This is a genomic window from Micromonospora sp. NBC_01655 (assembly GCF_026339755.1).
Taxonomy (GTDB): Bacteria; Actinomycetota; Actinomycetes; order Mycobacteriales; family Micromonosporaceae; genus Micromonospora.
In genome coordinates this window covers 2,541,861-2,554,739 of the sequence record NZ_JAPEQF010000001.1, presented here as the reverse complement: position 1 = coordinate 2,554,739, position 12,879 = coordinate 2,541,861, and the positions used below count along the sequence as shown (strand labels likewise).

General features: G+C 74.8%; 11 protein-coding genes and 1 pseudogene. 6 read left to right on the top strand and 6 right to left on the bottom strand.

Going from position 1 to position 12,879, the window contains the following annotated elements; all coding sequences use genetic code 11:
* Nucleotides 1-25 precede the first annotated feature (25 nt).
* The 3 genes and pseudogenes from OOK41_RS12150 to OOK41_RS12140 form a co-directional block, all read right to left on the bottom strand.
* Nucleotides 26-349, bottom strand: a pseudogene (locus OOK41_RS12150) (phosphoribosyl-AMP cyclohydrolase); the annotation flags it as partial.
* A 488-nt stretch (nt 350-837) separates the two neighbouring features.
* Complete coding sequence (locus tag OOK41_RS12145; RefSeq protein ID WP_266264654.1) at nt 838-1,842, bottom strand: aldo/keto reductase; 1,005 nt, start codon at nt 1,840-1,842, stop codon at nt 838-840.
* A complete protein-coding gene (locus OOK41_RS12140; RefSeq protein ID WP_266264653.1) occupies nt 1,839-2,066 on the bottom strand; it encodes a hypothetical protein in 228 nt (75 codons plus the stop codon). Before OOK41_RS12140 ends, OOK41_RS12145 begins: the two co-directional genes overlap by 4 nt.
* A 25-nt stretch (nt 2,067-2,091) precedes the next feature.
* On the opposite strand from OOK41_RS12140, the gene OOK41_RS12135 reads away from it, so the two are divergent.
* Genes OOK41_RS12135 through OOK41_RS12125 form a run of 3 tightly spaced genes read left to right on the top strand, consistent with a single transcriptional unit; the run spans nt 2,092 to nt 4,272 of the window.
* Nucleotides 2,092-2,880 (top strand): ABC transporter ATP-binding protein, encoded by a 789-nt coding sequence (locus OOK41_RS12135; protein WP_165878130.1) that lies wholly within the window; start codon nt 2,092-2,094, stop codon nt 2,878-2,880.
* Complete coding sequence (locus OOK41_RS12130; RefSeq protein WP_117668845.1) at nt 2,877-3,632, top strand: ABC transporter permease; 756 nt, start codon at nt 2,877-2,879, stop codon at nt 3,630-3,632. The genes OOK41_RS12135 and OOK41_RS12130 overlap by 4 nt, the downstream gene beginning before the upstream one ends.
* A 46-nt stretch (nt 3,633-3,678) precedes the next feature.
* Nucleotides 3,679-4,272 carry a TetR family transcriptional regulator gene (locus OOK41_RS12125; protein ID WP_266264651.1) on the top strand — a complete coding sequence of 198 codons (594 nt, stop codon included), beginning with the start codon at nt 3,679-3,681 and terminating at the stop codon, nt 4,270-4,272.
* A gap of 108 nt (nt 4,273-4,380) precedes the next feature.
* Here the strand turns inward: OOK41_RS12125 and OOK41_RS12120 are convergent, their stop codons facing one another.
* From OOK41_RS12120 to OOK41_RS12110, 3 genes are all read right to left on the bottom strand, one after another.
* Nucleotides 4,381-5,133 carry a DUF2470 domain-containing protein gene (locus OOK41_RS12120; protein WP_117668981.1) on the bottom strand — a complete coding sequence of 251 codons (753 nt, stop codon included), beginning with the start codon at nt 5,131-5,133 and terminating at the stop codon, nt 4,381-4,383.
* Nucleotides 5,134-5,278: 145 nt separating this feature from the next.
* Entirely contained in the window at nt 5,279-7,060 is a 1,782-nt protein-coding gene (locus OOK41_RS12115) for an ABC transporter ATP-binding protein (protein WP_117668982.1), read from the bottom strand.
* A gap of 109 nt (nt 7,061-7,169) precedes the next feature.
* Nucleotides 7,170-9,044: an ABC transporter ATP-binding protein gene (locus OOK41_RS12110; RefSeq protein ID WP_207892757.1), complete on the bottom strand. Its 1,875-nt coding sequence runs from the start codon at nt 9,042-9,044 to the stop codon at nt 7,170-7,172.
* A 151-nt stretch (nt 9,045-9,195) separates the two neighbouring features.
* Between OOK41_RS12110 and OOK41_RS12105 the strand changes: the two genes are divergently transcribed.
* The 3 genes from OOK41_RS12105 to OOK41_RS12095 all read left to right on the top strand — a co-directional run bounded on the left by OOK41_RS12105 (nt 9,196) and on the right by OOK41_RS12095 (nt 12,839).
* Nucleotides 9,196-9,825 carry a TIGR03085 family metal-binding protein gene (locus OOK41_RS12105; protein ID WP_117668847.1) on the top strand — a complete coding sequence of 210 codons (630 nt, stop codon included), beginning with the start codon at nt 9,196-9,198 and terminating at the stop codon, nt 9,823-9,825.
* A 130-nt stretch (nt 9,826-9,955) separates the two neighbouring features.
* Nucleotides 9,956-10,894, top strand: coding sequence for a terpene synthase (locus OOK41_RS12100; protein ID WP_266264649.1), 939 nt, complete (start codon nt 9,956-9,958; stop codon nt 10,892-10,894).
* A gap of 118 nt (nt 10,895-11,012) precedes the next feature.
* Nucleotides 11,013-12,839 (top strand): long-chain fatty acid--CoA ligase, encoded by a 1,827-nt coding sequence (locus tag OOK41_RS12095; RefSeq protein ID WP_266264648.1) that lies wholly within the window; start codon nt 11,013-11,015, stop codon nt 12,837-12,839.
* Nucleotides 12,840-12,879 lie beyond the last annotated feature (40 nt).

Here is a 12,879-nt window from a genome sequence, read left to right as displayed (position 1 = left end):
TCTCGTCGGCGTACGGGCGGACCAGCGGGACGGTGCCGGTGACCAGCCGCCCGGCGGCGGCCCAGAGGGCTCCGGTGGAGCCGGGGCGCACGCCGAGGCAGAGCAGCATGTCGTCGCGGTACCCGGGCGGGGCGACCGGCAGGTCGAGGGCGGCGGTGAACGCGGCCCGCCGGGACACCACCCGCACCGACGGGTTGGCCAGCCGGAGCACGGACGGGCAGAGCCGGGCCAGGTCGGCGGCGGCGAGCCGGACGCCGAGGTGGTCCTCCCGGGCCCGGGCCCCGGCGACCTTACCGAGAGTGGCGATCAGCTCCTCCAACCGCGGCTCGTCGGCGGGCTGGCAGAGCACCGTCAGGTCGATCCGGTCGCGCCAGTGCTCGTCGGCCCACACCAGCCGGGCGGGCGCGGTGACCGGCAGCCCGAACGCCCAGTCGGCCGGCTGGGCCAGCCGGGCCAGCCAGGAGCGGACGTCCCGGACCGCCACCGAGACGTGGGTCAGCCGACCGCCGGATTCGGCCAGGTAGGCCCGGCGGGCCGCGTACGGGGCGTTGATCGGCGGGGCGGCCGTCCGGGGCGGCGCGCCGTCGGTGACGAGCACGTCGAGGTCGACGTCGCTGTGTGCCGTGGCGGCCCGCCGGGCGTGGCTGCCGCGCAGCAGGATGCCGACGACGGGTCGCTCGGCCGACTGCCGCAGCCGGGCGGCCCAGTCGTCGAGGAACCCGCCTTCAGGTGACGCAGCGTGACCCACCGCGCCATCGTGCCGTACGCCCGATCAGGGCGCAATGCCCGATGCCGGACCGGCTGTCCGGGTCCGAAGGCTAGTGCCCGGTCCGAAGGCTAGTGCCCGACGGTTCTCATTCCTGCCTCGGGGTACCTTTCGCCGGCGGCGGCGCCCGGCGGCACCGCCTCACTCAGCCGGGCCAGTTGCTCGGCGCCGAGCCGCAGGTCGGCCGCGGCGGCGTTCTCCTCCAGGTAGCGGACCCGCTTGGTGCCGGGAATGGGCAGGATGTCCTCGCCCTGGGCCAGCAGCCAGGCCAGCGCGGCCTGGGCCGGGGTGCAGCCGGCCTCGGCGGCGACCGCCCGGACCTCGTCGACCAGCCTCAGGTTGGCGTCGAGGTTGCCCTCGGCGAACCGGGGCGCCCCGGCCCGCCAGTCACCGTCGGCGAGCTGGTCGCGGCGGGTGATCGCCCCGGTGAGCAGGCCCCGGCCCACCGGCGAGTACGCCACCAGCGCCACCCCCAGTTCCCGGCAGGTGGCCAGCATCTCGCCCTCGACGTCCCGGGTGAACAGCGAGTACTCCATCTGCACGGCGGCCACCGGGTGCACGGCGTGCGCCGCCCGCAGGGTCGCCGGGTTCACCTCGGACAGCCCGATCAGCCGGACCTTGCCGGCCGCCACCAGGTCGGCCAGCGCCCCGACGGTCTCCTCGATCGGGGTGTCCGGGTTGCGCCGGTGCAGGTAGTACAGGTCGATGGCGGCCACCCCGAGCCGGCTCAGCGACGCGTCGCAGGCCTGGCGGGCCCAGGCGGCGCTGCTGTCGACGTACGCCCCGGGGGTCCCGGTGCCGCCGACGGAGCCGCCGCTGGTGCGGTTGCCGAACTTGGTGGCCAGGAAGACCTCGTCGCGGCGCTGCCGGAGCACCGGGGCGAGCAGCCGCTCGTTGGCGCCCTGGCCGTACATGTCGGCGGTGTCGAGGTGGTTCACCCCGAGGTCCAGGGCCCGGTGCAGGGTCCGGGTCGACTCGGCGTCGTCGGCGCCGCCGTACGCGAAGCTCATCCCCATGCAGCCGAGACCGATCGCCGAGACCTCCGGCCCGTGCGCCCCCACCCGTCGACGTCTCATCCGCAGCCCTCCGTCCGCTGGTACATGTCGATCTTGTAGTTGAGCACCTCGAGGTCCTCCTCCAGTTCGCCGATCTGCCTCAGTACCCGGGCCCGGTGCGCCTCGAACAACGCCCGGCGGGCGGCCCGCGTCCGGTCGCCCTGCCGGGCCAGTTCCGCGTAGCGAGCGCGCTCGAAGTCAACCCCGTTGTGACCGGGGAAGAATTCATCTAGCGTTGATTTCATAGGGCGATGAGATCCGGAGGTGGCGATGGACCACGCGATCGCGGTCCACGACCTGGTCGTGGAGCGTGGCCGGCGGCGGGTGCTGCACGGCGTGAGCTGCGCCGTGCCGCGGGGCTCGGTGACCGGGCTGCTCGGGCCCAGCGGCAGTGGCAAGACCACCCTGATGCGGGCCGTCGTCGGCGTGCAGACCGTCCGCTCCGGCTCGGTGACCGTGCTCGGCCGCCCGGCCGGCGCGGCGTCGCTGCGCAGCCGGGTCGGCTACCTGACCCAGGCGCCCAGCGTGTACGCCGACCTCACCGTCCGGGAGAACGCCCGGTACTTCGCCGTCCTACAGGGCCGGGGCCGGGCCGAGGCGGACCGGGCGGTGGCCGACGTCGGGTTGGCGGAGGCGGCCGGACAGCTCGTCGGCACCCTCTCCGGCGGCCAGCGCAGCCGGGCGTCGCTGGCCTGCGCGCTGGTCGGCGAGCCGGAGCTGATCGTCCTCGACGAGCCGACCGTCGGGCAGGACCCGGTGCTGCGCGCCGACCTGTGGGCCCGGTTCCACGCCCTCGCCGCGACCGGGACGACCCTGCTGGTGTCCAGCCACGTGATGGACGAGGCGGCCCGCTGCGACCGGCTGCTGCTGATCCGCGAGGGCCGGCTGATCGCCGACGACACCCCCGACGCGGTCCGCGCCGCCGCCGGGGTCGACGACCTCGACGAGGCGTTCCTGCGCCTGATCCGGGCCGGCGGCACCGTCGGCGGCACGGGAGGCTCGGCCGACCCGCCCCGGGGCGCCACGCGGCCGGGCGACGCGGCCGGGGGCCGGTCGTGAGCCCGCGCATCCTGGCCGCCACCACGGGGCGCATCCTGCGCCAGCTCCGGCACGACCGGCGCACCGTGGCCCTGCTCGTGGTGGTGCCGGCGCTGCTGCTCACCCTCGTCAACTTCATGTACGCCGACCAGCCCACCCCGCCCGGCCGGCCGAGCATGTTCGACCGGGTGGCGCTGGTGCTGCTCGGCGTCTTCCCATTCGTGATCATGTTCCTGGTGACCAGCATCGCGATGCTGCGCGAGCGCACCTCCGGCACCCTGGAGCGGCTGCTCACCACCCCGCTCGGCCGGCTCGACCTGCTGTTCGGCTACGGGATCGCGTTCGGCGTCGCCGCCGCCGGGCAGGCCGCGATCGCCGCGGCCGTGGCGTACTGGGTCTTCGGGCTCAGCACCGCCGGCAGCAGCGCCCTGGTGATCGGAATCGCGGTGGTCAACGCGGTGCTCGGGGTGGCCCTCGGGCTATTCTGCAGCGCGTTCGCCCGCACCGAGTTCCAGGCCGTACAGTTCATGCCGGTCGTGGTGATCCCCCAGCTACTGCTCTGCGGGCTCTTCGTCGCCCGCGACGAGATGGCCGGCTGGCTCCAGGCGGTCAGCTACGCCCTCCCGCTGTCGTACGCGGTCGAGGCGTTGCAAGAGGTCGGCGCGCACGCCGACCCCACCGGCACCATGTGGCGGGACCTCGGGGTGGTGGCCGGCGCGGTGGTGCTGGCGCTGGTGCTCGCCGCGGCCACCCTGCGCCGGCGCAGCGGCTGAGCCGCCGGGCGCGGACGGCAAGACGGCGGACGAGCGAGGGGCGGCGATGGTGCGACGGACCGGCCGGCGACCCGGGAACCCGGACACCCGGGAGGCGATCCTCGACGCGGCCCGGGCCGGGTTCGCGGAGCGGGGCTTCGACGCGACCTCGATCCGGTCGATCGCCGGGGCGGCGGGGGTGGACCCGGCGCTGGTGCACCACTACTTCGGCAGCAAGGACCGGCTCTTCCTGGCCGCGATGAACGCCCCGCTCGACCCCGGCGAGCTGCTCCCCGGGATGCTCGGCGGGGACGCCGACGGCATCGGCGAACGGCTGGTCCGCACGTTCCTGGGGATCTGGGACTCCCCGGCGGGCGCCGCCGCCGTGGCCCTGCTGCGGTCCGGGGTGAGCAACGAGTGGACCGCCCGGCTGTTGCGCGAGTTCCTGGTCACCCAGGTGCTGCGCCGCGTCCTGGACCACCTCGACGTCGACCCGGCCGAACGGCCGCTGCGCGGGTCGCTGGTGGCCACCCAGATGATCGGGCTGGCGATGATGCGGCACGTGATCCGGCTGGAGCCGGTCGCCTCCGCACCGGCGGAGACCCTGGTCGCCGCGATCGCTCCCACGGTCCAGCGGTACCTGCGCGGCCACCTCTCGTAGGGCCGCGCGGAACCGGGCTCCCTGCCCATCCCCTGCGCGGGGACGCCGACGGGCCCGGCGGACGCGCCCGCAGGTGCCACGCTTGCGGGGGGCGCGTGCGGGGTCGGGTCAGGCCGGGCCGGTCAGCCGGGTCGACTCGGGTTGCCGGCAGAACACCGGGTGCAGCAACCGGGCCAGCTCGCCGTGGTCGGCCACCGGGCGCGGGAAGGCCAGCCGGGCCCGCCGCCGGGCGCCGGCGGAACCGAAGGAGACCACCAGGCCGTACCGGTCGACCCGCACCACCCGGGGCGGGTCGACCCGGGCCGCGTCGGCCAGGCCGAGCTGCCGCCGGACGTAGGCCGTCATCGCCCGGCCGTGGTGCACGGTGAGCTCGGCCAGCAGGTCCGCCTCCACCGGGTGCAGCGGGTCCGGCTCGGCCTCCGCGTACGCCAGCGGATCGATCCGGAGCAGCCCGTCGGGGCGCTCCAGGCGGGCCTCGGCCACCTCGAAGCGGTGCAACCGGAACCGGGTGCCCACGTCGAGCAGGTCGCCCGTCGGGTCCGCCTCGGCGAAGTCCAGCGCGGCGCGGCGGCCCTCGTCGCCGTGCAGCGCGACCGCCCAGCCGGAGACCCAGGCCCGACCCAACGACGGGGCGCCGGCCGCCGGCGGCAGGTCCAGCACGTCGAGCGCCAGGGCGACGTCGCCGCCGGGCGGCAGGGCCGCCGCGAGGTCGCTGTGCACCGGTACGAGCAGCAGCACCCGGCCCTCGGCATCGGTGACGTGCCGGACGTGGAACGGGCCGGGCCGCTGGGCGAGGTAGGCCAGGCCGGGCAGCCGGCCGGCGACCAGGGTCCGGACGATCTCGGCGGGACTGGGCCGCAGGGCGGGGCTGGGGCGCATGACCCACCTCCGAAGGTTAGGCTTACCTAAGCAGCACGGTAGACCACCCGCGCCCCCCACGTCCACCGACCAGCCGATTCCGGCCGGCCCACCCGGCCCGCCCACCCGGTCTGCTCAGCCGGTCTGCTCAGCCGGTCTGCTCCAGCCACGAGGCGTAGAGCAGCCCGTAGACCGAGTCCGGCTCGCGGACCAGCTCGTCGTGCGGGCCACGCTGCACGATCCGGCCCCGGTCCACCACGATCACCTCGTCCGCGGCCTGGGCGGTGGAGAGCCGGTGCGCGATCGCGAGGGTCGTCCGGCCCCGGGTCACCGCGTCCAGGGTGCGCTGGAGGCGGACCTCGGTGGCCGGGTCGACCGCGCTGGTCGCCTCGTCCAGCACCAGCAGGTCCGGGTCGGCGACGTACGCCCGCGCCAGCGCGACGAGCTGCCGCTCCCCCACGCTCAACGCCTCGCCGCGCTCGCCGACCGGGGTGTCCAGCCCGGCCGGCAGCCCGTCCAGCCAGTCCGCCAGCCCCAGCTCGGTGAAGGCGGTCGTCAACTCGGCGTCGGTCAGCTCCGGCCGGGCGAACCGGACGTTCTCCCCGACGGTGGCGTCGAAGAGGAAGCCGTCCTGCGGGACCATCACCACCCGCGCGCGCAACGAGGCGAACCGGACCCGCGGCAGCGGCACCCCGGACAGCAACACCTCGCCGCCGCTCGGGTCCATCAGCCGGGTGAGCAGCTTGGCGAAGGTCGTCTTGCCGCTGCCCGTCTCCCCCACCACGGCCACCCGGCTCTTCGCCGGGATCTCCAGGCTGACGTCGTGCAGCACCGGCGGCCCGCCCGGATAGGCGAAGTTCACCCCGGCGAAGCGGATGTCCAGCGGACCCGACGGCAGCTCCCGCCCCTGCTCGCCCGGGTCGGCCACGTCCGGGACGGCGTCCAGCACGTCGAGCACCCGCCGCCAGCCGGCGATCGCGTTCTGCGCCTCGTTGAGCACCTCGGTGGCGATCTGCACCGGCTGGATGAACAGCGTCACCAGGAACAGGAACGCCGTGAGCTGGCCGACCGACAGGGTGCCGTCCACCCCGAGGGCGACCCCGAGGACGACGACACCGGCCAGCGCCAGCCCGGCCGCCAACTCCCCCACCGAGCTGCCCAGGATGCTGATCCGGATCGCCCGCTGCTGGGCCTGCCGCTGCCCCTCGATCGCCGTGTCCAGCCGGCGGGCGGTCCGTCCCGCGATCCCGTACGCCCGGATCACCGGCGCCCCGACCACGCTCTCGGCGATCGTGCCGAGCAGGGCCCCCGTCCGCTGCCGGACCACCCCGTACGCCCCGGCGAGGCGGCGCTGCAACAGCCGGATCACCAGCACCGCCGGCGCGAACGCGGCGAGCACCACCAGGGTGAGCTGCCACGAGTACGCCAGCATCACCGCCGTGGTCACCACGAGCTGACCGAGGTTGACGATCAGGATCACTCCGCCCCACTGGAGGAACTGGGTGATCTGGTCGACGTCGCTGGTCACCCGGGAGACCAGGGAGCCGCGCCGCTCGGACTGCTGGTGCAGCATCGACAGGTCGTGCACGTGCCGGAACGCCCGGGTACGCACGTTGGCCAGGGCGGTCTCGCTGACCGTGAACAGCCGCCGCATCATCAGGTACCCGCAGGTGGTGGTCACCACCAGCACGGCGACGGTGGCGGCCACCACCGTCCACACCACGTCCAGGTCGAGCCCGCCGACGATGCCCTTGTCGATGCCCTGCTGCACGGCCACCGGCACGGCCACCCGGCCGACCATGTAGACCAACGCCAGGGCGACCGTGCCGGCCAGGCCGGTGCGCAGCTCCGGGGAGAGGGCCAGCCCCCGCCGCAGGGTCCGCCAGGTGCTCTCGGCCGGTTCCTCCGCCGGCCGCTCGGCCTCCGCCACGCTCACCGGTCCCCCCCGTTCCCGACTGCGGGGCTCGCAAGCTCACTCCTCGCGCTCACCGTGCCGCCCCCGTTCGCGACTGCGGGGCTCGCAAGCTCACTCCTCGCGCTCACCGGTCCACCTCGATCTCCAGGCCCGTGGCCAACGGCGTGACCTCGTCGGGCGTGCGCTGCTGTTGGGGGTCGGTCTCGGCCTGCTCGTAGGCGGTGACCAGGTCGGCGTAGCCGGCAACGGAGGCGAGCAGCTCGGTGTGGGTGCCCCGGGCCAGCACCCGGCCGTGCTCCAGGTAGATCACCTCGTCGGCCAGCGCGATGGTGGCCCGCCGGTACGCCACCACCAGGATCGAGGCGGCCGGCCCCCCGGCCGTCGGGGCGCGCAGCCCGGCCAGGATCGCCGCCTCCACCCTGGGGTCCACCGCGCTGGTGGCGTCGTCGAGGACCAGCAGCCGGGGCCGCCCGGCCAGCGCCCGGGCCAGGGTGAGCCGCTGCCGCTGTCCGCCGGAGAGCGAGGTGCCCCGCTCGCCGACCATCGTGTCCAGCCCGTCGGGCAGCGCGGCGACGAAGCCGTCCGCCTCGGCCAGCCGCAGCGCCGCCCAGGCCTGCTCGTCGGTGATGCCGGGCCGGTCCAGGGTGATGTTGGCCCGGACCGTGTCGTCGAAGACGAACGGCACCTGCGCCACCAGCGCGACGGCGCCGGCCAGCGATCCGGCGGTGAGCTGGCGGACGTCCACCCCGTCGAGGCGGACCGTGCCGGCGTCCGGGTCGACCAGCCGCACCGCCAGCGCGGCGACGGTCGACTTCCCGGCCCCGGTCGGCCCGACCAGGGCCACCGTTGCGCCGGCCGGGACGGTGAAGGAGACCTCGCCGAGCACCTCGGCGCCGGGCAGGTGTGCCTCGGCCGGCTCGTACGCGAAGCCGACATCGGCGAAGTCCAGGGTGGCCGGGGTGGGGTCGGCCGGGTCGAGCGCGACGTCCCCGTACGGCATCTCGCCGGTGGCGTCGAGCACCCGGCGCACCCGGTCCCAGCCGGCGACGCTGCGCGGCAGCTCCGCCAGGACCCAGCCGATGGCCCGCACCGGGAACGCCAGGACGGTGAACAGGAAGGCCACGCTGACCAGCTCGGTGACCGTGATGGCGCCCTGCCGGAGCCGGAACGCGCCGACCACCAGCACGGCGAGGGTGCCGAGACTGGGCAGGGTCTCCAGCATCGGGTCGAACACGCCGCGCAGCCGGCCGACGGCGACCAGCGCGTCGCGCAGCTCGCCGGCCCGGGCGGAGAACCGGGCGGTCTCCTGGGCCTCGCGGCCCATCGTCTTGACCACCAGGGCGCCGTCGAAGCTCTCGTGGGCGATCCCGCTGACCTCCGCGCGCAGCCGCTGGGCGCGGGCCTGGCGGGGGGCCATCCGGCGGGAGTAGACCACGTTGAGGGCGAACAGCGCCGGGAACACGGCCAGCCCGACCAGGGCCAGCGCCCAGTCGGTGACGAACAGCGAGACCACCGCGCCGACCAGCATCACCAGCGTGCCGACCGCGAACGGCAGCGGGGCGATCGGATACCAGGCCGCCTCGACGTCGGAGTTGGCGTTGGACAGCAGGGTGCCGGTGGCGTTGCGCTGGTGCCAGGACAGCGGCAGGTCCAGGTAGCGGCGGGTGACCCGGCGACGGTACGCGGCCTGGAGCCGGAACTGCATGTAGCCGGCGCCGATCCGGCGGCCGAAGATGCCGACCACCCGCAGCACGCTGATGCCGAACAGGGCCCCGGCGGCGAGGGCGACGGCCGCCACGCCCACCGACCCGCGCTCGACCGCCGGCACCACCACGTCGCCGACCACCGCGCCGACGACGTACGCGCTGGCGATGACCAGCCCGCCGAACAGCACGCTGCCGGCCACCGCGACCGCGAAGATCCGGGGCTGTTCCCGGATCGCCCGGCCGAGCACGGACAACCCCCGGCCGAGCACGTCCCGACTTGTCCTGCTGGTCACGCTCTCCCCCGCCGTAAGCCGCAATTCTCCCCCCTCATCCTTACCGGTCCGGTCCACCCCCGCCGTCCCGGAACGGGTATGTCGGTGGTCACGTCGCGCCCCCTGACGGCGCCGCCGCGCCGACCACACCGGACCGGCCTACGATCGGGCGATGACGCGGTACGCCCGGTCGGAGCGCGACGCGCTCGCCGACCTCATGCTGAGCCTGGGTCCGGACGCGCCGACGATCAACGAGGGCTGGTCGGTCCGGGACCTCGCCGCCCACCTGATCGCCCGGGAGCGCCGGCCGGACGCCGCCGGCGGGATCGTGCTGCCGCCCCTGCGCGGGTACGCCGAGGGGGTGCGGGCCCGGATCGCGGCCCGGCCGTTCCCCGAGCTGGTCGGCCAGGTCCGCCGCCCGCCGGTGTGGAGCCCGGTGAGCAACCCGCTCACCGACGAACTGGTCAACACCATGGAGTTCTACATCCACCACGAGGACGTCCGGCGGGCCCGGCCCGGGTGGCAGCCGAGGAACCTGCCGGCCGGGCTGCACGCCGTGCTGTGGCGCCGGGCCGCGGTGCTGGGCCGGCTGGCGCTGCGCCGCTTCCCGGCCGACCTGCTGGTGCAGGCGCCCGGGCACGGCGAGCTGTCGGCGGGGCGAGGCGGGCCGCGGGCCCGGCTGGTCGGCGCGCCGGGCGAACTGGTGCTGTTCCTGACCGGCCGGCAGCGGGTGGCCCGGGTTCAGGTGGACGGGCCGGCGGAGCTGTCCGCGCGACTGAGGTCCGCCAACCTGGGCATCTGACGGATCGCGATCCCCCGGTCACACACAGGCGTGAACCGGTCGTGGCCGAATTATGAATGTCGATCGGCCCTGACGTACCCTCGTCCGGCCGTCGCCCCGCCCCGGGGCGGCCACATCCGGAGGGGGCGACATGCGGAGCTTCGCGGTCTCGGCCCTGGACGAACCGCCGTTCCCCCCACGCCGGCACGCCGAGACCGACCTGGCCGCCGAGGCGAGCCTCGCCTGGGCGCAGGAACTCGGCCTGATCACCAACGGAGACCGGCTGATCCGGCTACGGGGGGCAGCCGCCGCCGAGCTGGCCGGGCGCACCTGCCCGGACGCCGCCGACGAACGGCTGCGCCTGCTCACCGACCTGGTCACCTGGCTGTTCGTGGTCGACGACGCGTGCGACGAGGACGGCCTCGGCGCCGCCCCGACCCGGCTGGCCCCGGCCGTCGCCGACCTGCTCGACGTGCTGAACCGGCACGGCGTGCCGGGGAAACCGGGCCGCGGGCCGCTCGGCGACGCCCTGGACGACCTGTGCCGGCGGACCCGCGCCCAGGGCTCCCCGGCCCTGTTGCTGCGCTTCGTCGGCCAGGTGCGCGACTACCTGCTGGCCCTGCTCTGGGAGGCGGCGAACCGGGAACACCGGCGCATCCCCGGGGTGGCGGAGTACGTCCAGCTCCGCCGGCACACCGGCGCCGTACACCCCGCGTTCACCCTGACCGACCTGGCGTACGACGCCCCGCCCGCGGCGGCGCGCCGGGTCGAGCCGGCGCTGGTCGACGTCGAGACCCTCGCCGCGGACCTGGTCTGCTGGTGCAACGACCTCTTCTCGTACGACAAGGAGAACCAGTCGGGTCCGGACGCGCACAACCTGGTCAGCGCCATCGCGGCCGAGACCGGCCAGGACGAGCCGGCGGCGCTGCGGGCCGCCGCCGACCGGTTCAACCGCACCCTCGCGATGTACGCCGAGCGGGAGGCGGCGCTGCTCGCCGACGACCCGACGGTGGGTCCGTTCCTGGCCGCCCGGAGCAACTGGGTGCGGGCCACCTACGACTGGTCCACCCGGGCCGCCCGGTACGCCTGAGCCCCGCGCCGGCGGGGCCGCCGGGGCTAGCCGACGCGCGGGTACAGGCAATACCCTTCGGTAACCGCAGAATGACGTGACCCCCGTCACGCCTCCACCCCTGAAGGCGGCTACAGCGATGGATCTCGATGTACCGTACCGTTCCATCCCCGACATGTTCCTCAAGCGCGTCGCGGCGTCCCCCGACCGCCATGCCTTCGCCCACCCCGCCCCCGACGACTCCGGGCCGGTCTGGCTGACCTGGGAGCAGGTCGGACACCGGGCCAGGGCCGTCGCGGCCGGGCTGCACGGGCTCGGTGTCGGCCAGGAGGACCCGGTGGCGATCCTGTCGAGCACCCGGCTCGACTGGGTGATCGCCGACTTCGGCATCATGTGCGCCGGCGGCGCCACCACCACCGTGTACCCGACCACCGAGCCCGAGGACGCGACGTACATCGTCGCCGACTCCGGCTCCCGGGTGCTGTTCGCCGAGAACCCGGCCCAGGCCGCGAAGGTCGCCGGCGCGGAGCTGCCGGCGCTGACCCACGTGGTGCTCTTCGACGGCGCGGCCGATCCGGCCGCGGCCGTGCCCCAGCTCACCCTGGCCGAGCTGGAGGAGCAGGGTGCCCGCGCGCTCGCCGCCGAGCCGGGGCTGATCGAGCGGCTGGTGGCCGGGATCGGGCCGGACCACCTGGCCACCCTGATCTACACCTCGGGCACCACCGGCCGCCCCAAGGGCGTCGAGCTGCTACACGGCGGCTGGTGCTGGGAGGGGGTCGCGCAGGCCGAGGTCGGGCTGCTGCGCGACGACGACCTGCAGTACCTGTGGCTCCCGCTGTCCCACTCGTTCGGCAAGACCCTGCTCTGCGGGGCCACTCACGTCGGCCTGCCGACCTACGTCGACGGCCGGGTGGAGAAGCTGGTCGAGCTGCTCGGGATCATCCGGCCGACGCTGATGTGCGGGGCGCCCCGGGTCTTCGAGAAGGTCTACAACAAGGCGGTCACCACCGCCCGGGACGCCGGCGGCGTCAAGGCGAAGATCTTCGCCTGGGGGGTCGGGGTCGGCCAGCAGAAGGTGGCCCTCGAACAGGCCGGCCGGCCGGTCCCGGGCGGGCTGAGGCTGAAGTACGCGCTGGCCGAGAAGCTGGTGTTCAGCAAGCTCCAGGCCCGCCTCGGCGGACGGATCCGGGTGCTGGTCTCCGGCGCCGCGCCGCTGAGCAAGGAGATCGCCGGCTTCTTCGCCGCCGCCAACCTGCCCATCTCGGAGGGGTACGGCCTCACCGAGACCAGCGCCGGCAACTTCGTCAACCCCCCGGACGGGCTGCGCATCGGCACCGTGGGCCGGGCGATGGGCGACCTGGAGTGCCGGATCGACACCGACGGGGAGATCCTGGTCCGGGGCCGTCCGGTGATGCGGGGCTACCACAACCTGCCCGGGGACACGGCCGCCGCGTTCACCGACGACGGGTTCTTCCGCACCGGCGACATCGGCAGCCTCGACGACGACGGCTACCTGCGCATCACCGACCGGAAGAAGGACCTGGTCAAGACCTCCGGCGGGAAGTACATCGCGCCGTCGCACATCGAGGGCATGTTCAAGGCGCTCTGCCCGTACACCTCGCAGGCGATCGTGATCGGCCAGGCCCGCAACTACTGCACCATGCTGGTCAGCCTCGACCCGGACGCGATCGCCGGCTGGGCGGCCGGCGGCCCGCTGGAGGGCCGCGGGTACGCCGAGATCGTCGCCTCCGACGAGGCCCGGCTCATGGTCGAGGAGTACGTCGCGCAGCTCAACGCCAAGCTCAACCGCTGGGAGACGATCAAGAAGGTCACGGTCCTCCCCCGGGACCTGACCATCGAGCACGGCGAGATGACCCCGTCGCTGAAGATCAAGCGCCGGGGTGTGGAGAGCAACTTCGCCGCCGAGATCGAGAAGATGTACGCCGGCACGCTCGCCGAGCTCTGACCGCGGTCCCGCCGGCGGCCGTGTCCCCCCGTCCCGGGAC

Coding starts and splice junctions, on each gene's coding strand:
- OOK41_RS12145 (WP_266264654.1), bottom strand. CDS start 1,842: ATGAGACGTCGACGGGTGGGGGCGCACGGGCCGGAGGTCTCGGCGATC.
- OOK41_RS12140 (WP_266264653.1), bottom strand. CDS start 2,066: ATGAAATCAACGCTAGATGAATTCTTCCCCGGTCACAACGGGGTTGAC.
- OOK41_RS12105 (WP_117668847.1), top strand. CDS start 9,196: ATGACGCGGTACGCCCGGTCGGAGCGCGACGCGCTCGCCGACCTCATG.
- OOK41_RS12125 (WP_266264651.1), top strand. CDS start 3,679: ATGGTGCGACGGACCGGCCGGCGACCCGGGAACCCGGACACCCGGGAG.
- OOK41_RS12100 (WP_266264649.1), top strand. CDS start 9,956: ATGCGGAGCTTCGCGGTCTCGGCCCTGGACGAACCGCCGTTCCCCCCA.
- OOK41_RS12095 (WP_266264648.1), top strand. CDS start 11,013: ATGGATCTCGATGTACCGTACCGTTCCATCCCCGACATGTTCCTCAAG.
- OOK41_RS12135 (WP_165878130.1), top strand. CDS start 2,092: ATGGACCACGCGATCGCGGTCCACGACCTGGTCGTGGAGCGTGGCCGG.